General features: G+C 59.1%; 23 protein-coding genes. 2 read left to right on the top strand and 21 right to left on the bottom strand.

What is annotated here, in order from left to right; translation table 11 throughout:
• Nucleotides 1-406 precede the first annotated feature (406 nt).
• Nucleotides 407-2086 carry a 2-isopropylmalate synthase gene (gene leuA / locus BK659_RS11065; protein ID WP_103319259.1) on the top strand — a complete coding sequence of 560 codons (1680 nt, stop codon included), beginning with the start codon at nucleotides 407-409 and terminating at the stop codon, nucleotides 2084-2086.
• Between the two features lie 197 nt (nucleotides 2087-2283).
• On the opposite strand, the gene BK659_RS11060 is transcribed toward leuA, so the two are convergent.
• From BK659_RS11060 to trmJ, 21 genes are all read right to left on the bottom strand, one after another.
• Nucleotides 2284-3075: an amidohydrolase gene (locus tag BK659_RS11060; protein WP_123425103.1), complete on the bottom strand. Its 792-nt coding sequence runs from the start codon at nucleotides 3073-3075 to the stop codon at nucleotides 2284-2286.
• A complete protein-coding gene (locus tag BK659_RS11055) occupies nucleotides 3063-4211 on the bottom strand; it encodes a pyridoxal phosphate-dependent aminotransferase (RefSeq protein WP_123425102.1) in 1149 nt (382 codons plus the stop codon). The genes BK659_RS11060 and BK659_RS11055 overlap by 13 nt, the downstream gene beginning before the upstream one ends.
• Nucleotides 4212-4458: 247 nt before the next feature.
• The gene (der, locus tag BK659_RS11050) at nucleotides 4459-5928 is read right to left on the bottom strand and encodes a ribosome biogenesis GTPase Der (protein ID WP_123425101.1); all 1470 of its coding nucleotides are present in this window, start codon (nucleotides 5926-5928) and stop codon (nucleotides 4459-4461) included.
• A gap of 140 nt (nucleotides 5929-6068) precedes the next feature.
• Nucleotides 6069-7220, bottom strand: a complete 1152-nt coding sequence (bamB, locus tag BK659_RS11045) for an outer membrane protein assembly factor BamB (RefSeq protein ID WP_123425100.1) — start codon at nucleotides 7218-7220, stop codon at nucleotides 6069-6071.
• Entirely contained in the window at nucleotides 7213-7854 is a 642-nt protein-coding gene (locus BK659_RS11040; RefSeq protein ID WP_123425099.1) for a tetratricopeptide repeat protein, read from the bottom strand. The genes bamB and BK659_RS11040 overlap by 8 nt, the downstream gene beginning before the upstream one ends.
• 40 nt (nucleotides 7855-7894) lie before the next feature.
• Complete coding sequence (gene hisS / locus BK659_RS11035) at nucleotides 7895-9184, bottom strand: histidine--tRNA ligase (RefSeq protein WP_123425098.1); 1290 nt, start codon at nucleotides 9182-9184, stop codon at nucleotides 7895-7897.
• Nucleotides 9185-9206: 22 nt separating this feature from the next.
• Nucleotides 9207-10316, bottom strand: coding sequence for a flavodoxin-dependent (E)-4-hydroxy-3-methylbut-2-enyl-diphosphate synthase (gene ispG / locus BK659_RS11030; protein ID WP_019693460.1), 1110 nt, complete (start codon nucleotides 10314-10316; stop codon nucleotides 9207-9209).
• Between the two features lie 3 nt (nucleotides 10317-10319).
• Nucleotides 10320-11354 (bottom strand): RodZ domain-containing protein, encoded by a 1035-nt coding sequence (locus BK659_RS11025; protein WP_123425097.1) that lies wholly within the window; start codon nucleotides 11352-11354, stop codon nucleotides 10320-10322.
• Nucleotides 11354-12112 (bottom strand): type IV pilus biogenesis/stability protein PilW, encoded by a 759-nt coding sequence (gene pilW, locus BK659_RS11020; RefSeq protein ID WP_123425096.1) that lies wholly within the window; start codon nucleotides 12110-12112, stop codon nucleotides 11354-11356. The genes BK659_RS11025 and pilW overlap by 1 nt, the downstream gene beginning before the upstream one ends.
• A gap of 12 nt (nucleotides 12113-12124) precedes the next feature.
• Nucleotides 12125-13273: a dual-specificity RNA methyltransferase RlmN gene (rlmN, locus tag BK659_RS11015; protein WP_123425095.1), complete on the bottom strand. Its 1149-nt coding sequence runs from the start codon at nucleotides 13271-13273 to the stop codon at nucleotides 12125-12127.
• Between the two features lie 28 nt (nucleotides 13274-13301).
• Nucleotides 13302-13727: a nucleoside-diphosphate kinase gene (gene ndk / locus BK659_RS11010; RefSeq protein ID WP_007903599.1), complete on the bottom strand. Its 426-nt coding sequence runs from the start codon at nucleotides 13725-13727 to the stop codon at nucleotides 13302-13304.
• A 90-nt stretch (nucleotides 13728-13817) separates the two neighbouring features.
• On the bottom strand, nucleotides 13818-14018 hold the full coding sequence (gene iscX / locus BK659_RS11005) for a Fe-S cluster assembly protein IscX (RefSeq protein ID WP_071553503.1): 201 nt from the start codon (nucleotides 14016-14018) through the stop codon (nucleotides 13818-13820).
• A 14-nt stretch (nucleotides 14019-14032) separates the two neighbouring features.
• Nucleotides 14033-14374 (bottom strand): ISC system 2Fe-2S type ferredoxin, encoded by a 342-nt coding sequence (fdx, locus tag BK659_RS11000; RefSeq protein ID WP_123425094.1) that lies wholly within the window; start codon nucleotides 14372-14374, stop codon nucleotides 14033-14035.
• A gap of 3 nt (nucleotides 14375-14377) precedes the next feature.
• Nucleotides 14378-16240, bottom strand: a complete 1863-nt coding sequence (gene hscA, locus BK659_RS10995; protein WP_123425093.1) for a Fe-S protein assembly chaperone HscA — start codon at nucleotides 16238-16240, stop codon at nucleotides 14378-14380.
• Nucleotides 16241-16291: 51 nt separating this feature from the next.
• Nucleotides 16292-16813 carry a co-chaperone HscB gene (hscB, locus tag BK659_RS10990; protein WP_123425092.1) on the bottom strand — a complete coding sequence of 174 codons (522 nt, stop codon included), beginning with the start codon at nucleotides 16811-16813 and terminating at the stop codon, nucleotides 16292-16294.
• A gap of 8 nt (nucleotides 16814-16821) precedes the next feature.
• On the bottom strand, nucleotides 16822-17145 hold the full coding sequence (iscA, locus tag BK659_RS10985; protein WP_123425091.1) for an iron-sulfur cluster assembly protein IscA: 324 nt from the start codon (nucleotides 17143-17145) through the stop codon (nucleotides 16822-16824).
• A gap of 34 nt (nucleotides 17146-17179) precedes the next feature.
• The gene (gene iscU / locus BK659_RS10980; RefSeq protein WP_003443374.1) at nucleotides 17180-17566 is read right to left on the bottom strand and encodes a Fe-S cluster assembly scaffold IscU; all 387 of its coding nucleotides are present in this window, start codon (nucleotides 17564-17566) and stop codon (nucleotides 17180-17182) included.
• A gap of 94 nt (nucleotides 17567-17660) precedes the next feature.
• Entirely contained in the window at nucleotides 17661-18875 is a 1215-nt protein-coding gene (locus tag BK659_RS10975; protein ID WP_123425090.1) for an IscS subfamily cysteine desulfurase, read from the bottom strand.
• Between the two features lie 50 nt (nucleotides 18876-18925).
• Nucleotides 18926-19417 carry a Fe-S cluster assembly transcriptional regulator IscR gene (gene iscR / locus BK659_RS10970; protein ID WP_019693470.1) on the bottom strand — a complete coding sequence of 164 codons (492 nt, stop codon included), beginning with the start codon at nucleotides 19415-19417 and terminating at the stop codon, nucleotides 18926-18928.
• 251 nt (nucleotides 19418-19668) lie between these two features.
• Nucleotides 19669-20445, bottom strand: coding sequence for a serine O-acetyltransferase (cysE, locus tag BK659_RS10965; RefSeq protein ID WP_123425089.1), 777 nt, complete (start codon nucleotides 20443-20445; stop codon nucleotides 19669-19671).
• Between the two features lie 2 nt (nucleotides 20446-20447).
• The gene (gene trmJ, locus BK659_RS10960) at nucleotides 20448-21218 is read right to left on the bottom strand and encodes a tRNA (cytosine(32)/uridine(32)-2'-O)-methyltransferase TrmJ (protein WP_123425088.1); all 771 of its coding nucleotides are present in this window, start codon (nucleotides 21216-21218) and stop codon (nucleotides 20448-20450) included.
• A 146-nt stretch (nucleotides 21219-21364) separates the two neighbouring features.
• Here trmJ and suhB point away from each other — a divergent pair, with 146 nt between their 5' ends.
• The gene (gene suhB, locus BK659_RS10955; protein ID WP_123425087.1) at nucleotides 21365-22183 is read left to right on the top strand and encodes a type III secretion system regulator SuhB; all 819 of its coding nucleotides are present in this window, start codon (nucleotides 21365-21367) and stop codon (nucleotides 22181-22183) included.
• Nucleotides 22184-22319 lie beyond the last annotated feature (136 nt).

The following is a 22319-nucleotide window of genomic DNA, read 5'->3' as shown; positions in this document are numbered from 1 at the left end:
TGCGACACACTAGCGATTCACTGTGGGAGCGAGCTTGCTCCGGGCGGCGATCCGACGATGGCGACTCCAGCATCACCCACAACTTTAAGATTGCCGACCTTCAAACATCGACGCAATCAATGCCGTCAGATATCAAATTCAGCGCCATAAAATCGCGCCAAACTCCGCCAAAGCAGAACTTATCTCAAAGTTTTTCGACTGCTTGCCATCTTTCACCCTCGCGGTTAGGGTTGAAGACATGAAAACCTCTCACACCCTCATTCAGCTCCGCCAGCACCGCAGTCTGTGCCTCGTCAGCGCACGACTGCCGGGCTGAATCGCGGTGCCTCGTCTTACGTTTTATCCAACGCTTTTTTGACCCACCGGCAGGCCGCCTTTTTTCGGCCCACACAATAAGGATTTCTCGATGAGCATGCTCAAAGACCCGTCTTCGAAATACCGCGCTTTCCCGACTATCGACATTCCGGATCGCACCTGGCCGTCGAAGACCATCACTGCCGCGCCGATCTGGTGCAGCTCCGACTTGCGCGACGGTAATCAGTCGCTGATCGAGCCAATGGACGCAGTGAAAAAGCTGCGTTTCTGGAAAACTCTGGTCGCCGTCGGTGTGAAAGAAATCGAAGCCTCCTTCCCGGCCGCTTCGCAAACCGACTTCGACTTCGTACGTACCCTGATCGAAGGCGGCCACATCCCGGACGACACCACCATTCAGGTGCTGACCCAGGGCCGTGAAGACCTTATCGAGCGGACTTTCGAATCCCTGCGCGGTGCGAAAAAAGCCATCGTTCACCTCTACAACGCGACCTCCCCTTCCTTCCGCCGGATTGTCTTCAACCAGGACAAGGACGGGATCAAGGCCATCGCCGTGAACGCCGCCAAGCTGTTCGTCAAATATGCCGCCAAACAGCCGGAAACCGAGTGGACCTTCGAATACTCGCCAGAGACCTTCAGCGCCACTGAGCTGGAATTCGCCAAGGAAGTCTGCGACGCCGTGATCGAGGTCTGGAACCCGACGCCTGCGCACAAGGTCATCCTCAACCTGCCGGCTACCGTCGAATGCGCCACACCGAACATCTACGCTGACCAGATCGAGTGGTTCGGCCGTCACATCAATCGTCGTGACAGCGTGATCATCAGCCTGCACACCCACAACGACCGTGGCACTGGCGTTGCCGCCACCGAGTTGGGCCTGATGGCCGGCGCCGACCGTGTCGAAGGCTGCCTGTTCGGTAACGGCGAGCGTACCGGTAACGTTGACCTCGTCACCGTGGCCTTGAACCTCTACACCCAGGGCGTTGATCCTGAGCTGGACTTCTCCGACATCGACGGCGTGCGCAAGGTCGTTGAAGAGTGCAACCAGATTCCCGTGCACCCACGTCACCCATACGTCGGCGACCTGGTTCACACCGCGTTCTCCGGCTCGCACCAGGACGCCATCCGCAAGGGCTTCGCCCAGCAGAAACCGGATGAGCTGTGGGAAGTGCCGTACTTGCCGATCGACCCGGCCGACATCGGTCGCAGCTACGAGGCGGTGATTCGCGTCAACAGCCAGTCGGGCAAGGGCGGTATCGCCTACCTGCTGGAACAGGAATACGGCATCAACTTGCCACGCCGCATGCAGATCGAGTTCAGCCAGGTCGTACAACGCGAAACCGATCGCCTGGGCCTCGAGATGACGGCCCAGCAGATCCACGCTCTGCTGCACAGCGAGTACTTGCAGGCCAACACGCCATACGCGCTGGTCAGCCATCGCTTGCAGGAAGAGAACGGTCACAGTGCCGTCGAAGTGGAAGTCTCCAGCAAAGGCCAGGGCGAAACCAACCTGCACTGGCGTGGCAAGGGCAACGGCGCCCTGGAAGCACTGGTGGCCGGCCTGCCGATCCCGGTGGAGATCATGGACTACAACGAACACGCGATCGGCGCAGGCACCAATGCCAAGGCTGCGGCCTACATTGAACTGCGCGTAAACGGCGAGCGTGCGGTGCATGGCGTGGGCATCGATGAAAACATCACCACTGCCAGCTTCAAGGCCCTGTTCAGCGCGCTGAACCGCTCCCTGAGCCAGCCGGAAGCGAAAGCGGCGTAAACCCGCCAGCTGAAACGCAAAAGGCCCCGAGGTGAAAACCTCGGGGCCTTTTTTATCTTCAGGTTTTCGTTGCCTGTCAGGCCCTCATCGCGAGCAAGCTCGCTCCCACATTGGATTTGTACAGGTCCAACAATCAGCACATAACCCTGTGGGAGCGAGCTTGCTCGCGATAGCGGTCCGTCAGGCAGCGAAGATCCTCAGGTCAGCTCGAAGGTATCGGCATCCAGATTCGCCGGGAACCGCGTGCGGTACGCCGCCAGCTCCGCAGCGCTCAGAACGACCTGAAACACTCCATCGGCCTCACCGGCGCTGAGCAGCGTCTCGCCCTGGAAATCCAGCACCTGACTATCACCGGTGTAGGCAAAGCCCTTACCGTCAGTGCCAATCCGGTTCACCGCTGCGACATAACAGAGGTTCTCGATCGCTCGCGCCGGCAGCAAACGGTTCCAGTGCTGACGACGGGCACCCGGCCAGTTGGCGGTGTACAGCAGCAAATCGGTGTCTTGCGCATCGCGGCTCCACACCGGGAAGCGCAGGTCGTAGCAAATCAGCGGACGCACCCGCCAGCCCTTGAGCTCGAACTGCACCTGATGCTCGCCCGGAGTGAAATGGTTGTGCTCGCCGGCCATGCGAAACAGATGACGCTTGTCGTAATGCAAGACCTCACCGTCCGGCCGCGCCCACAACAGCCGATTGCGATGGCTGCCATCGGCGGCCTGGACAATCACGCTGCCGGTAATCACTGCGTCAAGTTTGGCGGCCTGCACTCGCAGCCATTTGCTGGTCGGGCCGTTTTCCCCCTCAGCGAGGGTCTGCGATTCCATCGAGAAGCCGGTGGTGAACATCTCCGGCAGGATGATCAGGTCGGCGCCCCGCGCCTGCTCCAGCAACTGCTCGAAATGCTCGAGATTGGCCTGACGATCATGCCAGGCCAACGTGGTCTGGATCAGAGCAACGTTCAGATTGGGCAAGGCGGTCAGATCGCGCATAGTTTTTCCGCTGCCTGACGCAGCGTCTCCTCACGCTTGGCAAAACACAGGCGTACCAGACGCTGCTCCTGCAGCGGGTGCTGGTAGAACACCGAAATCGGGATCGCCGCCACGCCATGTTCGCGAGTCATCCACTTGGCCATATCGACATCGTTCAGGTCGGGACGAATCTGCGAATAGTCGACCAACTGGAAATAGGTCCCGGTGACCTTGGTAAAACTGAACCGCGAAGGCACCAGCAAATCACAGAACAGATCACGCTTGGCCTGATAGAAACCCGGCAACTCTTCGACATGCTCCGGATGCTCGGCCATGAAGTCGGCCAGCGCGTACTGCAACGGGGTCACGCCGCAGAAGCTGACGTATTGATGCACCTTGCGCAGTTCTTCCGTCAGCGCCGGTGGCGCGACCACGTAGCCGGTCTTCCAGCCAGTGACGTGGTAAGTCTTGCCGAACGAGCTGACCACGAAAGCACGCTGATACAGCTCTTCATGGGCCAACACACTGACGTGCGGCACGCCGTCGAACACCAGGTGTTCATACACCTCGTCACTGATCACATAGATATCGCGGTCGCGGATCAATGCGGCCAACTGGTCCAGCTCGGCGCGCGAGATCAGTGCACCACTCGGGTTATGCGGCGAGTTGAGGATGATCATCCGCGTACGCGGGCTCAGCGCTTCGCCGAGTTTCTGGAAGTCGATGGCGAAATCCTTCCCCCCCAATGGCACATGCACGCAACGACCGCCGGCCAGCGCCACCGAAGGCTCATAACTGTCGTAGGCCGGATCGAAGACGATCACTTCGTCACCGCTGTGGATAACCGTTTGAATGGCACAGAAAATCGCCTGGGTCGCGCCGGGAGTGATGGTCACCTCGGTGTCGGCATTGACGTTTACGCCATAACTGCGGGCGATCTTTGCCGCCACCTGTTGGCGTAGCGCCGGCAGGCCGGTCATCGGTGAATACTGGTTATGGCCATTGGCGATGTGCCGGCCGACCGCATCGCACAAGGCTTGCGGAGCATCGAAATCGGGGAACCCCTGAGACAGGTTGATCGCGCCGGTCTGTGCCGCGAGCTGAGACATTTGGGTGAAGATAGTGATGCCGATATTCGGCAGCTTGCTGGTGATCATCGGTGATTCCCTACTGAACACCCGGCTCTAACGGCGGCGCGGGAGAGCCCGAGGATAGCCCATCCAGCGCCCATAAAAAAAGGGTGCCCTGGGGGGCACCCTTTTTACTATCGCCACCTGTAGGAGCTGCCGCAGGCTGCGATCTTTTGATCTTCGGCGTTCTAATCGCTGAAAAGATCGCAGCCTGCGGCAGCTCCTACAAAGCAGTTGATAATTTACCCGCGAGTTCGGCGGTGATCCCTTCGAATCAACGCTTGTCGCGGCGCTTCTTGTCGGCTTTCTTGTGGTGCGTCATCAAGCGGCGCTTCTTGTTGACCTGACGGTCGGTAAGCGTGTTCTTGTTGCCTTCGTACGGGTTCTCACCACCTTTGAACTCGATGCGGATCGGCGTACCGACCAGCTTCAAGACGCGACGGTAAGTGTTTTCCAGGTAACGGACGTAAGACTTTGGAACCTTCTCGACCTGGTTACCGTGGATCACGATGATCGGCGGGTTCGCGCCACCCAAGTGGGCATAACGCAGCTTGATCCGGCGGTTGTTGACCATCGGCGGCGCGTGCTCACCGACCGCATCTTCGAGAATCTGGGTCAGGCGGTTGGTCGGCCAGCGAGTGACCGCGGACTTGAACGAGTTCTGCACCGACGCGTAGAGGTTGCCCACGCCAGTACCGTGCAGGGCCGAGATGAAGTGGATGTCGGCGAAGTCGACGAAGAACAGCCGACGTTGCAACTCGACCTTCACGAAGTCGCGCTCGCTCGGCGTCATGCCGTCCCACTTGTTGATCGCGATCACCAACGCACGACCCGCTTCCAGGGCAAAGCCCAGCAGGTTGAGGTCGTGGTCTACCACGCCTTCGCGGGCGTCCATCACGAAGATCACCACGTTGGCGTCTTTGATCGCTTGCAGGGTTTTGACCACGGAGAACTTTTCGACTTCTTCGTGGATCTTGCCGCGCTTGCGCACACCCGCGGTATCGATCAGCGTGTACTTCTCGTCGTTACGTTCGAACGGGATGTAGATACTGTCGCGGGTGGTGCCTGGCTGGTCATACACGATCACCCGGTCTTCACCGAGCATGCGGTTGACCAGGGTCGATTTGCCGACGTTCGGGCGACCAATGATAGCGATCTTGATACCGTCTTTTTCGCTCGGGCCAGGAATGCGCTTGGCTTCCTCGCCTTCGGCAACGATTTCTTCTTCGCCGTCTTCCGGCTCTTCATCGTCTTTAGGGAAGTCGCTCAGGGCGATTTCCAGCATCTGGGTGATGCCACGACCGTGGGCACCGGCGATCGGGATCGCGTGGCCCATGCCCAGCGGGGCGAACTCGGCGCGGGCCATTTCAGGGTCAATGTTGTCGACCTTGTTGGCAACCACGTAAGAACGCTTGTTACGCTTGCGCAAGTGCTCGGCGATCATCTGGTCGGCCGCGGTGAAACCGGCTTTGGCATCTACCAGGAACAGAACGACATCCGCTTCTTCAATGGCCAGCAGCGACTGCTCGGCCATTTTTTCGTCCATACCGTGTTCGTCACCGGAGATACCGCCAGTGTCGACCAAAATGTAGGAACGCCCTTGCCACTTGGCCTCACCGTATTGGCGATCACGGGTCAGACCGGACAAGTCGCCGACGATGGCGTCACGAGTCCTGGTCAGGCGGTTGAACAAGGTGGACTTGCCGACGTTCGGTCGGCCCACCAGGGCGATTACGGGAACCATGCGGCTCTCCACTTCGTTATTTCAGAAAATACAAAAGCCGCTGCGAGGCAGCGGCTGGTGCTCGGGGCAGCGCCTGTAAGCGCTGCGAGCCCCGTAGAACGGGGCCGCTTGGGGAACTAACCCCAAGCATAGTCAAACCATTACTTGATGGTCAGGGCTTCCAGTTTGCCGCTGTTGCCATACACGTAAATCATGTCACCCATCACCAGCGGACGGGCACGCAGGCCGTCGCTGTCGATGCGTTCACGGCCGACGAAACGACCGTCTACCTGACTCAGCAGGTGCAGGTAACCTTCCAGGTCACCGACTGCAACGTAGCTGGAGAACACTTCCGGCGCCGACAGTTGACGGCGGGCCAGCGAGTCGTTGGCCCACAAAGACGTGGTCGAACGCTCGTCGACGCCTTCAACGGTACCCGAAGCGAGGCTGATGTAGACGCTGCCGAAACCTTGAGCGACACCGGCATAGCTGGAAGCATCACGCTGCCAGAGCTGACGACCGCTTTGCAGGTCCAGGGCCGCAACGCGCCCCTGATAGCTGGCCACATAGACCTTGTCGCCGGACAGCAGCAGGCCACCGTCGATGTCGACCACACGCTCCAGCTCCGAGCGGCCCTGTGGAATCGCAATGCGCTGCTCCCAGACCGGCACGCCGTTGGAGATATCCAGCGCCACGACTTTACCGGTCGACAGACCGGCAATCGCCAGGCGGTTGGTAACGATCGGCGCACTGGTGCCACGCAGAGTCAGTACCGCTGGAGTGCTGTCATACAACCAGCGCTGATTACCGGTGGCAGCATCCAGACCGATCACACGATCGTCCTGAGTCTGCACCACTACAACGTCACCGTTGTTGGCTGGCGGCGCGAGGACTTCACTGGTCACGCGAGCGCGCCATTTCTCTTCACCCGAACTCGCATCCAGGGCAACGACTTCGCCTTTGAGCGTGCCGACCATGACCAGCCCGTAACCCACGCCAACGGCGCCGGACACCGGCAGTTCAAGATCTTTCTTCCATTTGACGTCGCCGTTCATGCGATCCAGCGCCATCACAATGCCTTTGACGTCGGCGGCATAGATGGTATTGCCATCGATGGCCGGCACCAGCATGTTGTAGGTTTCGCCCTGACCATTACCGACCGAACGGCTCCACTGCTTCTGCAGGACAACTTCTTCTTTGAAGTTGACCAGCTCAGCCGGCGGCAGTTCTTTTTTGCTGTTGCTGCTGCAACCCGCGGCCAGAATGGCCAGAGCCAGCAATGCTGCATGTTTCCAACGGATCACGTCACGCATCCCCTTTGGCCAGGTCGTCCAGCTTGATTTGTAAGCCACCGACCGCCGCTTCATCCGACAGCGCAGCCTTGGCTTTTTGATAAGCAGCGTGGGCTTCATCGGTACGACCCAACTGGACCAGCAGGTCACCCTTGAGTTCTTCGCGAGTGGCCAGGAATGCCTTGTCGGCATCGCCTTCGAGCAGTTTCAGCGCTTCGTCAGCCTTGTTCTGTGCGGCCAGAACCTGAGCCAGACGTTGACGCGCCACTTCGCCCAGAGTCGGGTTGACAGGCTTGTCAGCCACAGCCTTGAGTTCGCTTGCAGCATCATCCAGCTTGCCGCTGTCGACCGCGACTTTCGCCACGAACAGGCTGCCGTATTGTGCGTAAGCCGTGCCGCCGAACTCGCTGTTGAGCTTGTTGGCGAGGTCCGCTACGCGGGCCATGTCAGGCTTGCCGTCCGGGGTCAGCGTGGTTTCCAGCAATTGCTGATAGAGCATCGAGGCGCCTTGCGACTGATTGCTCTGATACTTGTGAAACGCCTGCCAGCCGAACACGATGACCAGTGCCAACAGGCCGCCGGTCACTAGAGGTTTGCCGTTACGCTGCCACCAGTCTTTGAATTCCGCCAGATGTTCGTCTTCGGTACTCGACACCCCAATACTCCTTATTCGCTAAATCGGCTGTTTGACAGCTTCAACCCTGCACGACGCAGGTGGCCAGGTGAGCGGCAAGCGCATCCCAGGCAATGCTTTGTTGTTCGCCCTGGCCACGCAGGGGTTTGAAACCTACCACTTGCTGGGCCATTTCATCGTCACCGAGGATCAATGCGTACAACGCACCACTCTTGTCGGCCTTCTTGAACTGACTTTTGAAGCTGCCGGCGCCAGCATTGATCTGCAGACGCAGGTTAGGCAGTTGATCGCGCACCCGCTCGCTCAGCGTCAGAGCAGCCAGTTCGGCCGCCTCGCCGAAGGCGCAAAGGTAGACGTCAACCTGACGGGAGATTTCTTCCGGGATCTGCTCCAGGGTTTCGAGCAGCAGCACCAGACGCTCGATGCCCATGGCGAAACCAACGCCCGGGGTCGGCTTGCCGCCCATCTGCTCGACCAGACCGTCGTAACGGCCACCCGCGCAGACGGTGCCCTGGGCGCCGAGCTTGTCGGTGACCCATTCGAATACGGTTTTGCTGTAGTAATCCAGCCCGCGCACCAGCTTCGGGTTGATCACATAAGGAATGCCGGCAGCATCCAGACGCGCCTTCAGGCCCTCGAAGTGAGTACGCGACTCTTCGTCGAGGTAGTCCGCCATCTTCGGCGCATCGAGCAGTGCCGCCTGGGTATCGGCGTTCTTGGTATCCAGCACCCGCAGCGGGTTGGTTTTCAGACGGCGCTGGCTGTCTTCGTCCAGTTGGTCCAGACGTGCTGTCAGGTACTCCACCAGTGCATCGCGATAACGACCGCGAGATTCGCTGGTGCCCAGGCTGTTGAGCTCGAGCTTGACCGCGTCACGGATCCCCAGCTCGCCCCACAGGCGCCAGGTCAGCACGATCAGTTCGGCGTCGATGTCCGGACCATCAAGGTTGAAAACCTCGCAACCGATCTGGTGGAACTGACGATAACGGCCTTTCTGTGGACGCTCGTGGCGGAACATCGGACCGATGTACCAGAGTTTCTGCACCTGACCACCGCCCGTGATGCCGTGCTCAAGCACTGCACGCACGCACGCCGCCGTGCCCTCGGGGCGCAGCGTCAGCGAGTCGCCGTTACGGTCGTCGAAGGTGTACATCTCTTTTTCGACGATGTCGGTCACTTCACCGATGGAGCGTTTGAACAGCTCGGTGAATTCGACGATCGGCATGCGAATCTGCTTGTAACCGTAGTTATCCAGCAGACGCGAAACGGTGCCCTCGAAATGACGCCACAAAGGGGTCTGTTCGGGCAGGATGTCGTTCATGCCACGAATGGCTTGCAGAGACTTGCTCACAAAAATTCCTTAATTCGTTCGATCAGCCGCGGGCGATAACTGCCGCGTCGGCTTCGACCTTTTCGGCCGCTTTCTGACGGATCAGCCTTTCCAGCTCATCCACCAGATTGTCATTCGTCAATTTCTGCGACGGCTTGCCGTCGATGTAAATCAGGTTCGGCGTACCGCCAGTCAGGCCAATGTGGGCCTCTTTGGCTTCGCCGGGACCGTTGACCACGCAACCGATGACTGCAACATCCAGCGGCACCAGCAGATCTTCGAGGCGCCCTTCCAGTTCGTTCATGGTTTTCACCACATCGAAGTTCTGCCGCGAGCAGCTCGGGCAGGCGATGAAGTTGATGCCACGGGAACGCAGGTGCAGGGATTTGAGAATGTCGTAGCCGACTTTCACTTCCTCGACCGGGTCAGCCGCCAACGAGATGCGAATAGTATCGCCAATCCCTTCGGCGAGCAGCATACCGAGGCCCACGGCGGATTTCACTGTGCCTGAACGCAAACCGCCGGCTTCAGTGATACCCAAGTGCAGTGGCTGGACGATTTCCTTGGCCAGCAGACGATAGGCTTCGACGGCCATGAACACGTCGGAGGCCTTCACGCTGACCTTGAAGTCCTGGAAGTTCAGGCGTTCAAGGTGCTCGACGTGACGCAGGGCCGACTCGACCAGCGCGGCAGGCGTTGGCTCGCCGTATTTCTTTTGCAGGTCTTTTTCCAGGGAACCGGCGTTGACGCCGATACGGATCGGAATCCCGCGGTCACGGGCGGCATCGACCACCGCGCGCACACGGTCTTCACGACCGATGTTGCCCGGGTTGATGCGCAGGCAATCGACGCCCAGTTCGGCTACGCGCAAGGCGATCTTGTAGTCGAAGTGAATGTCGGCAACCAGCGGCACCTTGACCAGCTGTTTGATTCGACCGAAGGCTTCGGCGGCGTCCATGTCTGGAACGGAAATCCGCACGATATCGACGCCAGCCGCTTCCAGACGATTGATCTGGGCCACGGTGGCGGCAACGTCATTGGTGTCGCTGTTGGTCATGCTCTGTACAGCGATAGGCGCATCACCGCCCACCGGTACCGAACCAACCCAGATTTTGCGGGATTCGCGACGCTTGATTGGAGATTCGCCGTGCATGACTTATTGACCCAACTTCAGGCGAGCAGTCTCGCCACTGGTGAACGGAGCTACATCGACCACTTGCCCGTTGTAGCTGACCTGCGCGCCACGGGCGTAGCCCAGGCGTACTGTAAACGGTGGTTTACCGCTGACGTCGGCGGTTTCGCCCTTACGTTTTAGACCGCTCAACAGCACTTTGCCGTTGCCATCGGTGACTTGCGTCCAGCAGTTGGCAGAGAACTGAATCCGAACCTGACCCGCGCCGGCAACCGGAGCGGCCGGTGCAGCAGCCGGAGCGGCTAGTGCTGGCGCGGCGGCCACGACTGGCGCTGGCGCAACAGGCGCGGGTGCCACGGGTGTCGCAACAACCGGGGCCGGCGCAGTGCGAGCTGGCGCGACAACCGGAGCCGTCGGCACGACTACAGGGGCTACCGGAGCAGCCGGAGCTGGCGCTTCAACAGTTGCCTGAACGTCGCTAGTCGCCGGGCCTTCAGGCAGTGCAAGAGGCGTCCCGGCTTCGGTCTGACCTTCTACCACAGCTTGATCTTCCGGCTCGTCGAGCGGATGGATCTGTGTGGTGCCATCGGCGCCTTCGACTTCGACGTGCTCTGGGCTCAGACCAATCAGGTCCTTGGTGCGCAACGACGTTTGATCCTGCCACCAGACAAAACCGCCCCCCACCACGGCAATCAGCAGCAACAGGCTGACGATGCGCAAAATGGTGTGGGAAACCCGCGATGGCTCCTCGATACGCCCAAGGCCTTGCACGTTGCTGCCCTTGGAATCGGTGCCGGTGTGCTGGTCGAACTGCTGCACCAGAACGGCCTGGTCCATGCCCAGCAATTTAGCGTAAGCACGGATATAGCCGCGAGCAAAGGTATGCCCAGGCAGCTTGTCGAAAGCGCCGTCTTCCAGATTCTTCAAGGAATTCACGGTGAGATTGAGCTTGAGCGCTACTTCCGCCAGCGACCAACCATTGCCTTCGCGGGCCTGACGCAGGGTCTCTCCGGGGTTTACGCGAGTCGCTGCTACAACTTCTGGATGCGCCGCTTTCATCATTGCTCCGACAGGTATTGCTGATATTCCGGCGTACCGGGATAGAGTCGTTTTAATTGCAGGCCAAAACTGGCGGCCTTGTCGCGATCTTCGAACACTTTGGCCAGCCGAACGCCGAGCAATAGACTACGTGCATTTTGCTCGGCGAGCAGGCTAAAACGATCGTAATAGTCACGCGCGGGCACATAATGCCTGTCTTCGTACGACAACTCAGCCATTTCCAGCAACGCACGTGGCTGTTGTCGGTTCAGGCGCAGGGCTTTTTCCAGTTGCTGCCGGGCCAGGTCACGCTGGCCGAGCATTGAAGCAGTCATGCCAAGGTTCTCGAAAACCCGTGAACGCTCAGGATAAAGGCTATCGGCAGCCGCTTGCTCAAAGCGCTCGTACGCTTCTTTGTAACGTTTCTCTTCAAAGAGAAAGCTGCCGTAGTTGTTCAGGATGCGTGCATCGCCCGGACGACCGGACAGTGCCTTGCGAAAATGTTGATCGGCGAGCTCAGGCTCCATTTCGGCCTGAAATACCAGGCCCAACGCCGCGTTGGCATCCGGGTCGGAGCTATCCAGTTCAAGGGCCTTCTTCAACGGGACTTTCGCCCGCTCGGTCATGCCCTGTTGCAAATACCCCACGCCCAGCTGCACGTAAGCAGCACGCGCCTCGTCGCGCCCCTTGCTGGTTTTCATCGGATTGAAATCACCCGACAGAACACAACCAGCCGACAGGCTGGCGAACAGCAGAAGCAGCGCTAGGCGCAGTGACATAGAGATCCTCTCTTAAGTGCGATTCGCAGCGTCTTGCGCCATATCGTTGTCGGCGCTCAACTCACGCACGGCGATATAACGTTCGCTACGACGGGTGCGATCCAGCACCTGTCCTACCAATTGGCCACACGCAGCGTCGATGTCTTCGCCACGGGTGGTGCGCACGGTGACATTGAAGCCAGCGTGATGAAGTTGATCCTGGAAACGACGGATGGCGTTGTTGCTCGGCCGCTCGTAACCGGAATGGGGGAACGGGTTGAACGGGATCAGGTTGATCTTGCAAGGGGTGTCCTTGAGCAACTCGATCATTTCAACCGCATGCTCGACCTTGTCATTGATGTCCTTGAGCAAGGTGTACTCGATGGTCAGCACGCGCTTCTCGCCCAGGGACGACATGTAGCGGCGGCAGGACTCGAGGAGCATTTTCAGCGGGTATTTCTTGTTGATCGGTACCAGCTGGTTGCGCAACGCATCGTTGGGTGCGTGCAGGGACAACGCCAGGGAAACGTCGATGTGCTTGGACAGCTCATCGATCATCGGCACCACGCCTGAGGTCGACAGGGTTACACGGCGCTTGGAAATGCCGTAGCCCAGGTCGTCCATCATCAGGTGCATGGCGGCAACGACGTTGTCGAAGTTCAGCAGCGGCTCACCCATGCCCATCATCACCACGTTGGTGATGGCACGGTCGGCGGTTGCCGGGATGCTGCCGAACGATTTATTGGCAATCCACACCTGGCCGATGACTTCGGCGGCGGTGAGGTTGCTGTTGAAACCTTGCTTGCCGGTGGAGCAGAAACTGCAATCCAGGGCACAGCCTGCCTGGGACGAAACGCACAGAGTGCCGCGTTTGCCCTGGGGAATGTAGACGGTCTCGACGCAGCTGCCGGACGCCACGCGCACCACCCACTTACGGGTGCCGTCGCTGGAGATGTCCTCGCTGACCACTTCGGGGCCGCGAACTTCGGCAATAGCCTTGAGCTTGTCGCGCAAGGCCTTGCTGACGTTCGTCATGGCGTCGAAATCATCGACGCCAAGGTGGTGAATCCACTTCATTACCTGACCGGCACGGAAACGCTTCTCCCCGATTGAGTCGAAGAATTTTTCCATTTCCAGCTGAGTCAGACCCAGCAGGTTAGTTTTTGCAGTCGATGTAGTCATGGATTCACCTTCACTCATAAGCCAATGCTTAGCGAGTGGTTACTTCAGTAGCTGCGAAGAAGTACGAGATTTCGCGAGCAGCAGCGGCTTCGGAGTCCGAACCGTGCACAGCGTTGGCGTCGATGGAGTCAGCGAAGTCAGCGCGGATGGTACCGGCAGCAGCTTCTTTAGGGTTGGTAGCGCCCATCAGCTCACGGTTCAGAGCGATAGCGTTTTCGCCTTCCAGAACCTGAACGACAACCGGACCGGAGATCATGAAAGCAACCAGGTCGTTGAAGAAACCACGAGCGCTGTGCTCAGCGTAGAAGCCTTCAGCTTCAGCTTTGGACAGTTGCTTCAGTTTCGAAGCTACAACGCGCAGGCCAGCTTTTTCGAAACGAGTGGTGATCTCGCCGATAACGTTTTTTGCAACTGCGTCAGGCTTGATGATGGAGAAAGTACGTTGAACAGCCATGGTGTAACTCCAGAAACGGTAATTTGCGAAAAATTAAACCCGCGAATTATACGCGGGTTCTTTGGTATTGCCTAACGGCGTACGGTGCGTTCAGTCGGCTTCTTCGATCCAGGCCGCTTGAATGGCTTCAAGCACCTTCTCGCCACCGCGAGCAGCGTCATCATTGAACTCCGGCAACGCCAGCACCCATTGGTGCAGATCGACGAAGTTCACGTAACGCGGATCCACATCCGGCTTGCTTTCAGCCAGCTGGATCGCGATTTCCAGCACATCAACCCATTTAAGACTCATGCCAGTTCCTTGAATCAATGCGGCGCTTCGGCTGCATGGTTGAGCGAGTATTTAGGAATTTCGACGGTCAGGTCTTCAGTCCCGACGACTGCCTGGCAGGTCAGTCGCGACTGCGCTTCCAGACCCCAGGCTCGATCAAGATAGTCCTCTTCCAGCTCATCGGCCTCATTCAGCGAGTCAAAGCCTTCGCGAATGATGCAGTGACAGGTGGTGCAGGCACAGACGCCGCCGCAGGCGCTCTCGATCTCGATATGGTTGTCATGGGCCACTTCGAGGATGGACTTGCCGGTCTCAGCCTCTACAACCAAACCGTCCGGGCAATGCTCGGCGTGTGGCAGAAAAATGATCTGCGGCATCAGTTATTCCTCGATTTCATTCAGGTTACGCCCCGCCAGAGCGGCTTTCACCGTCGAGTCCAGGCGGCGCGCAGCAAAGGCATCGGTCACTTGCGACAGACGCTTGGTCTGCTGCTCGATGGCGTAACCATCGGTGCCTTTCATCAATTCGGTCAGTTTCTGCATCTGCAACTCGATGACCATGCGCTCTTCGGCGTCGAGCAGACGCTCGCCGTCAACATCGAGGGCGCCCTGCACCGCTTCGATCAAACGCTGGGCATCGACTTGCTGCTCACGCAATACGCGGGCGACTTTGTCGTCGTTGGCGTGCTGGAACGAATCCTTGAGCATGCGGGCGATTTCGCCGTCGGTCAGGCCGTAGGACGGCTTGACCTGGATGCTCGCCTCAACGCCCGAACCCAACTCGCGGGCGGCCACGCTGAGCAAGCCATCGGCGTCGACCTGGAAGGTCACGCGAATCTTCGCCGCACCCGCCACCATGGCCGGAATACCGCGCAATTCGAAGCGCGCCAGGGAACGGCAATCGCTGATCAGCTCGCGCTCGCCCTGCAGCACATGAATCATCATGGCCGACTGGCCATCTTTATACGTCGTGAAATCTTGAGCGCGGGCGACAGGGATGGTGGTGTTACGCGGAATCACCTTCTCCATCAGACCGCCCATGGTTTCCAGCCCCAGGGACAACGGAATCACGTCGAGCAGCAGCAGTTCGCCGCCATCGCGCTTGTTGCCAGCCAAGGTATCGGCCTGGATCGCAGCACCAATGGCCACCACCTGATCCGGATCGATCTCGGTCAGTGGCTGACGACCAAAGGCTTGCGCCACGGCATCGCGAACACGCGGTACACGGGTCGAACCGCCGACCATCACCACGGCGTGCACTTCTTCCAGTTCGATACCGGAATCACGCACGGCGCGACGGCAGGCTTTCAGACTGCGAGCAACCATCGGCTCGATCAGCGCATCGAAGGCTTCACGGGTCAGCTGGGATTTCCAGCCGTCATAGGCGACTTCAACCGTCGCGGCATTCGTCAGGGCTTCTTTGGCCGCACAGGCGGTTTGCAGCAGATGACGTTGCGCCCCCGGATCGAGGTCAGCGGACAAGCCCGCGCTCTCGATGATCCAGCCAGCAATCGCGTGGTCGAAATCATCGCCGCCCAGGGCGCTGTCGCCACCGGTGGCCAGCACTTCAAACACGCCGCCGGTCAGACGCAGAATCGAAATATCGAAGGTGCCGCCGCCCAGGTCGTAAATGGCAACCAGGCCTTCAGCATGCTGATCCAGACCATAAGCCACCGCCGCCGCGGTCGGCTCGTTGAGCAAACGCAGCACGTTCAGACCCGCCAGCTTGGCCGCATCCTTGGTCGCCTGGCGTTGTGCGTCATCGAAATAAGCCGGAACGGTGATCACCGCGCCAACCAGTTCGCCGCCCAGCGTCAACTCGGCGCGCTGACGCAGCACCTTGAGGATATCGGCGGAAACTTCGACCGGGCTTTTCGACCCTTGCACGGTGTCGATGAACGGCATGTGCGACTCGCCATCGACAAAGCGGTACGGCAGCTGTTCGCCCAATTGCTTGACGTCGGACAGACCACGACCCATCAAGCGCTTGACCGACAACACCGTGTTCAGCGGATCGGTAGCGGCTGCCAGTTTGGCGGACTCGCCGACCTCGACACGGTCAGCGTGATAGCGCACCGCAGACGGCAGAATGACCTGCCCGTCTGCGTCGGCCAGCGGCTCGGAAAGACCACTGCGCAACGCAGCGACCAGCGAATTGGTAGTGCCCAAGTCGATCCCCACAGCCAGACGACGCTGGTGCGGTTGAGGACTTTGGCCGGGTTCGGCGATCTGCAGTAGGGCCATCGTTATCAGGACTTATCTGTATATCAGGCGTGCGACCGAGGCGGCACTGGGTTAATCGTCGAGGCGCTCTTCTAACTGGCGCACTTCGTAGGTGAGCTTGTCGAGGAACTGCATGCGCCGCATCAGGCGTTCGGCCTGTTCACGTTGCGCTGCATCATTCCAGCAAGCTGCGAAGCTTTCGTTCAGTTCATCCTGAGCGACCTTCAGGCGACGCTTGAACACTGCAATACCCGCCAGATCGGCGCTGTCCTGCAGGTCTTCGAGCTCTTCACGCCAATGCATCTGCTGCAGAAGAAATTCCGGATCATGCACCGTGACCTCCAGCGGCAGCTCACGACCACCCATGGCGAGCAGGTAACGCGCGCGCTTGGGGGGACTTTTGAGCGTCTGGTAGGCCTCGTTGAGGCTTGCGGATTGCTCTAGCGCCAGCCGTTGCTCGCGCTCGGAAGCGTCAGCAAAGCGATCTGGATGAACGCCGCGCGCCAACTCACGGTAGCGCGTAGCCAGCTGATCGAGATCCAGAGTGAAGCTCGGTTGCAGCTCAAATAAAGCGAAATGACAAGGAGTACCCACGAGCAGCCTCAGATGTTGAAGCTTTCGCCGCAGCCACATTCACCGCGCACGTTGGGATTGTTGAACTTGAAGCCTTCGTTCAACCCTTCCTTGACGAAATCGAGCTCGGTGCCGTCCAGGTACGCCAGGCTTTTCGGATCGATGATCACTTTCTCGCCGTGACTTTCGAATACCTGATCGTCTGCCCCTACCTCATCGACAAACTCCAGCACGTAGGCAAGGCCGGAACAGCCCGTGGTGCGAACACCCAGACGAATCCCATCACCCTTGCCGCGCCCGTCGAGGGAGCGTCGCACGTGTTGAGCAGCCGCTTCTGTCATGCTGATAGCCATCGGTGACTCCTTACTCGTCGCCAATACTTGAAAGTCAGATCAAGCCTTTCTTCTGCTTGTAATCGCGAACGGCAGCCTTGATGGCGTCTTCAGCGAGTACCGAGCAGTGGATTTTCACTGGCGGCAAGGCCAGTTCTTCAGCCAGCTGAGTGTTCTTGATGGTTTCTGCCTCATCCAGCGTCTTGCCCTTCATCCACTCGGTGGCGAGGGAGCTGGAAGCAATGGCAGAGCCGCAGCCGTAGGTCTTGAACTTGGCATCTTCGATGATGCCTTGCTCGTTGACCTTGATTTGCAGGCGCATAACGTCGCCGCACGCCGGAGCGCCGACCATGCCGGTGCCGACATCAGGATCTTCCGCGTCCATCTTGCCGACGTTGCGCGGGTTCTCGTAGTGGTCGATGACCTTTTCGCTGTAAGCCATGATTCAATCCTCACTCATCAGATAGTCGCTCTTCGGGCCCTGCAAGCCAACGTTTCAACAGGTTTACAGAGCCCGTGTGCGGCGACTTAATTCGTTAGTGTGCCGCCCACTCGATTTTCGAAATGTCGACGCCGTCTTTGTACATGTCCCACAGCGGCGACAGAGCGCGCAGCTTGGTGACGGCCTCGCAGACTTTCTGCGCGGCATAATCGATTTCTTCTTCGGTGGTGAAACGGCCGAAGGTGAAGCGAATCGAGCTGTGTGCCAGTTCGTCGTTGCGGCCCAGGGCGCGCAGTACGTACGAAGGCTCAAGCGACGCCGAGGTGCAGGCCGAACCGGACGATACTGCCAGATCCTTGAGCGCCATGATCAGCGACTCGCCTTCAACGTAGTTGAAGCTCAGGTTCAGGTTGTGCGGAACGCGAGCAGTCAGGCTGCCGTTGACGTACAGCTCTTCGAGGCCTTCGACCTGCTTGAAGAAACGGTCGCTCAGGGCTTTGATACGGACGTTTTCGGCAGCCATGTCTTCCTTGGCCACACGGAACGCTTCGCCCATGCCAACGATCTGGTGAGTCGCCAGGGTGCCGGAACGCATGCCGCGCTCGTGACCGCCGCCGTGCATGGCCGCTTCAAGGCGAACACGCGGCTTGCGGCTTACGTACAGCGCACCGATGCCTTTAGGGCCATAGGTTTTGTGAGCCGAGAAGGACATCAGATCGACTTTCAGCTTCTGCAGGTCGATCTCGACCTTGCCAGTGGACTGTGCAGCGTCGACATGGAACAGGATGCCCTTGGAGCGGGTCAGTTCGCCGATGGCTGCGATGTCGTTGATGGTGCCGATTTCGTTGTTCACGTGCATGACCGAGACCAGGATGGTGTCATCACGCAGCGCGGCTTCGATCATCTCAGGCGTCACCAGACCGTCTTCACGAGGATCGAGGTAGGTGACTTCGAAACCTTCGCGCTCCAGTTGGCGCATGGTGTCGAGGACAGCCTTGTGTTCGATCTTGGTGGTGATCAGGTGCTTGCCTTTGGTGCCATAGAAATGCGCGACACCCTTGATTGCCAGGTTGTCGGACTCGGTGGCACCGGAGGTCCAGACGATTTCACGCGGGTCGGCGTTGACCAGATCGGCGACCTGGCGGCGAGCGTTTTCGACCGATTCTTCGGCTTTCCAGCCGAACACGTGGGAGCGGGACGCCGGGTTACCGAAGTTTCCGTCGACCAGCAGGCATTCACTCATCTTTTGCGCGACACGCGGATCAACCGGGGTGGTCGCAGAGTAATCAAGGTAAATCGGCAATTTCATGGACTCTCTCCTAAATCAGGCTGGCTGGCGTGCCGCTAGCTCTTTGGCTGTCATTCGACGGCGGACGCTTCAATCTTGTCCAGACGCGGTGTCTTGCTGTTGCAACGACGCTGGTCCTGACGCTGGGCTACTTCCTGCACCTCACGGCGAGTGACAAGGTCAGCCAAGCTGATACCGCTCAGAAATTCGTGGATTTGCAGGCTCAGATCACACCACAAGTGGTGAGTCAGGCAGGTGTCGCCACCATGGCAATCACCCAGGCCCTGGCATTTGGTTGCATCGACCGATTCGTTTACCGCATCGATCACCTGAGCGACCTGGATGCCCTGCATGTCACGCGATAGCTGGTAGCCACCACCCGGACCACGAACACTGGAGACCAGATTGCTGCGGCGCAATTTGGCGAAAAGCTGTTCGAGGTAGGACAGGGAAATGCCTTGGCGCTCAGAGATATCGGCCAGGGACACCGGCCCGTGTTGCGCGTGCAACGCCAGGTCAAGCATGGCGGTGACAGCGTATCGGCCTTTTGTAGTCAGTCGCATGGACAATTACCACGGAGTTTCGGGATGGGGGCGAGTATGCAATTCCCGAGTATTTAAGTCAACTATAAGACCTAGTACTTTAGTCAGGTTTACCCGCAAAAGAGCGCGCGCACTATAGCAAAGGCTGGAGGTGATCGACCAGCAAATGCGCGTTATCGCTCATCGCGAGCAAGCTCGCTCCCACAAGGGTTCTCTGGTGTTGCATAGATCCAGTGTGGGAGCGAGCCCGCTCGCGATGGGGCCAACCCGATTCAGCTGGCCTTGCTTTCATCCTTGCCTTTTACACAGGCGAAGTCTTCTTCGCGCAGCTCGGGCAAGTCTTTGGCACAGTAAGGGCTGCCCAGGTCCTTGAGCGCGCCGCACATGTCTTCCAGACGACCGTCGACCGCTTGCAGGTGATCCAGCAACTGACCGATGGCGCGCGCCACCGGGTCCGGCATGTCTTCACTGACGCCGTAGGCATCAAAACCAATCTTCTCGGCCATGGCCTTGCGCCTGGCTTCCAGCTCATCATCGGACTTGACGATAATCCGCCCCGGAATACCGACCACCGTTGCCCCTGCCGGCACAGCCTTGGTCACCACCGCATTGGAACCCACCTTGGCACCGGCACCCACGGTGAACGGACCCAGCACCTTGGCACCCGCCCCCACCACTACGCCGTCTTCCAGCGTCGGGTGGCGCTTGCCTTTGTTCCAACTGGTACCGCCGAGGGTCACGCCCTGATACAGCGTCACGTCATTGCCGATTTCAGCGGTTTCGCCGATGACAATACCCATGCCATGGTCAATAAAGAAGCGACGGCCAACCTTGGCGCCTGGATGAATTTCGATCCCGGTCAACCAGCGACCGAAGTTCGATACCAGCCGGGCCAGCCATTTCCAGCCCATGCCCCATAACGCCGACGACAGACGATGAATCCAGATGGCGTGCATGCCCGGGTAGCAGGTCAGCACCTCGAAAGCATTACGTGCCGCCGGGTCACGGTGGAAAACGCTCTGGATATCTTCATGCAAACGCTCGAACATCATTAATCCTTCCGCTTAAGGAGCTCACCACGGGCCGCTTTTTGGGTTTCCGTGAGGATGCCACGCAAAATATTCATTTCCGCCCGACTGACCGAGCTTCGTCCGTACAACCGACGCAGGCGCGCCATCAAGTGCCGTGGCTTTTCCGGATCGAGGAATTCGATGGCCACCAGAGTCTGTTCCAGGTGCTCATAGAATCGCTCAAGCTCATCCATGGTCGCCAGCTCGCCACTCTTGGTGGACGCCACTTCATCCTTCTCGATCTTGCTTGGCTGACCTTCAGCCGCCAACCAGGACATGCGCACTTCATAGCTCAACACCTGCACCGCTGCCCCGAGATTCAGCGAACTGAACTCAGGGTCCGATGGGATGTGCACGTGATAATGACATCGCTGCAGCTCTTCATTGGTCAGGCCGGAGTCTTCACGACCAAACACCAACGCGATCTCGGCGCCTTGCGCCGCTTCCTCGACCACCTTCACCCCACATTCACGGGGATCGAGCAGCGGCCAAGGGATACGACGGTCACGCGCGCTGGTGCCGAGCACCAGATTACAGCCGACCAGCGCATCTTCCAGCGTGGCGACGACCTGGGCGTTTTCCAGGATGTCGCCAGCACCGGAAGCACGCGCATCGGCTTCGTGGTGCGGGAACAACCGCGGCTCGACCAGCACCAGTCGCGACAGGCCCATGTTCTTCATGGCACGCGCAGCCCCGCCGATATTCCCCGGATGGCTGGTATTGACCAGGACGACACGAATGTTCTGCAGCAAGGGAGGCGCTCTCTGACACTAAATATGGGGAGCAAATCTTACAGTTGATCCTACCGTTAAGCTATGAAAGCGAACGCCGACCTTCACCTGAAGAAAACTTCTGATAGAATGCTCGGCTTTCTTTAACAACCTTAGGTGACACATCCATGCAGCCCATGCTGAATATCGCGCTGCGCGCCGCCCGCAGCGCCAGTGAATTGATCTTCCGCTCCATCGAGCGCCTGGATACCATCAAGGTCGACGAAAAAGACGCCAAGGACTATGTGTCCGAAGTGGATCGCGCTGCCGAACAGAAAATCATCGACGCGCTGCGCAAGGCTTACCCGAATCATTCGATCATGGGTGAAGAGACCGGCATGCACGCCGGTACCGGGATCGAAGGTGAAGAATACCTGTGGATCATCGACCCACTGGACGGCACCACCAACTTCCTGCGCGGCGTTCCGCATTTCGCCGTCAGCATCGCCTGCAAATACCGTGGCCGCCTGGAACACGCAGTGGTTCTGGACCCGGTTCGCCAGGAAGAATTCACCGCCAGCCGTGGTCGTGGCGCTCAACTCAACGGTCGTCGTCTGCGCGTAAGCGGTCGCACCAGCCTTGAAGGCGCGCTGCTGGGTACGGGCTTCCCGTTCCGTGACGACCAGATGGACAACCTCGACAACTACCTGGGCATGTTCCGCGCCCTGGTTGGCCAGACCGCCGGCATCCGCCGCGCTGGCGCAGCGAGCCTGGACCTGGCCTACGTAGCTGCCGGCCGTTTCGACGCATTTTGGGAGTCGGGCCTGTCCGAGTGGGACATGGCTGCAGGCGCCCTGCTGATCCAGGAAGCTGGCGGCCTGGTGAGCGACTTCACCGGCGGTCACGATTTCCTTGAAAAAGGCCACATCGTTGCCGGTAACACCAAGTGCTTCAAAGCAGTCCTGACGGCCATCCAGCCGCACCTGCCAGCCTCGCTGAAACGCTAAGCGCCAGGCACAAAAAAGCACCCTTCGGGGTGCTTTTTTTATGCCTGAGATTTGACCTTGAAAACACCACATCCCCATTGTGGGAGCGAGCTTGCTCGCGATGACCATCTAACATTCAACATTGATGTCGACTGAT

Source organism: Pseudomonas brassicacearum, assembly GCF_003732225.1.
Taxonomy (GTDB): Bacteria; Pseudomonadota; Gammaproteobacteria; order Pseudomonadales; family Pseudomonadaceae; genus Aquipseudomonas; species Aquipseudomonas brassicacearum_E.
This window is presented reverse-complemented; position numbering and strand designations above follow the sequence as displayed.

Excerpts from the sequence above, each read along its gene's own strand:
- cysE (WP_123425089.1), bottom strand. The coding sequence starts at position 20,445 with ATGTTCGAGCGTTTGCATGAAGATATCCAGAGCGTTTTCCACCGTGAC.
- ndk (WP_007903599.1), bottom strand. The coding sequence starts at position 13,727 with ATGGCTGTTCAACGTACTTTCTCCATCATCAAGCCTGACGCAGTTGCA.
- BK659_RS11060 (WP_123425103.1), bottom strand. The coding sequence starts at position 3,075 with ATGCGCGATCTGACCGCCTTGCCCAATCTGAACGTTGCTCTGATCCAG.
- der (WP_123425101.1), bottom strand. The coding sequence starts at position 5,928 with ATGGTTCCCGTAATCGCCCTGGTGGGCCGACCGAACGTCGGCAAGTCC.
- hscA (WP_123425093.1), bottom strand. The coding sequence starts at position 16,240 with ATGGCCCTACTGCAGATCGCCGAACCCGGCCAAAGTCCTCAACCGCAC.
- fdx (WP_123425094.1), bottom strand. The coding sequence starts at position 14,374 with ATGCCGCAGATCATTTTTCTGCCACACGCCGAGCATTGCCCGGACGGT.
- iscA (WP_123425091.1), bottom strand. The coding sequence starts at position 17,145 with ATGGCTATCAGCATGACAGAAGCGGCTGCTCAACACGTGCGACGCTCC.
- leuA (WP_103319259.1), top strand. The coding sequence starts at position 407 with ATGAGCATGCTCAAAGACCCGTCTTCGAAATACCGCGCTTTCCCGACT.
- BK659_RS11055 (WP_123425102.1), bottom strand. The coding sequence starts at position 4,211 with ATGATCACCAGCAAGCTGCCGAATATCGGCATCACTATCTTCACCCAA.
- iscX (WP_071553503.1), bottom strand. The coding sequence starts at position 14,018 with ATGAGTCTTAAATGGGTTGATGTGCTGGAAATCGCGATCCAGCTGGCT.
- iscR (WP_019693470.1), bottom strand. The coding sequence starts at position 19,417 with ATGCGACTGACTACAAAAGGCCGATACGCTGTCACCGCCATGCTTGAC.
- ispG (WP_019693460.1), bottom strand. The coding sequence starts at position 10,316 with ATGCACGGCGAATCTCCAATCAAGCGTCGCGAATCCCGCAAAATCTGG.
- BK659_RS11025 (WP_123425097.1), bottom strand. The coding sequence starts at position 11,354 with ATGAAAGCGGCGCATCCAGAAGTTGTAGCAGCGACTCGCGTAAACCCC.
- pilW (WP_123425096.1), bottom strand. The coding sequence starts at position 12,112 with ATGTCACTGCGCCTAGCGCTGCTTCTGCTGTTCGCCAGCCTGTCGGCT.
- suhB (WP_123425087.1), top strand. The coding sequence starts at position 21,365 with ATGCAGCCCATGCTGAATATCGCGCTGCGCGCCGCCCGCAGCGCCAGT.
- BK659_RS10975 (WP_123425090.1), bottom strand. The coding sequence starts at position 18,875 with ATGAAATTGCCGATTTACCTTGATTACTCTGCGACCACCCCGGTTGAT.
- rlmN (WP_123425095.1), bottom strand. The coding sequence starts at position 13,273 with ATGACTACATCGACTGCAAAAACTAACCTGCTGGGTCTGACTCAGCTG.
- iscU (WP_003443374.1), bottom strand. The coding sequence starts at position 17,566 with ATGGCTTACAGCGAAAAGGTCATCGACCACTACGAGAACCCGCGCAAC.
- bamB (WP_123425100.1), bottom strand. The coding sequence starts at position 7,220 with ATGCGTGACGTGATCCGTTGGAAACATGCAGCATTGCTGGCTCTGGCC.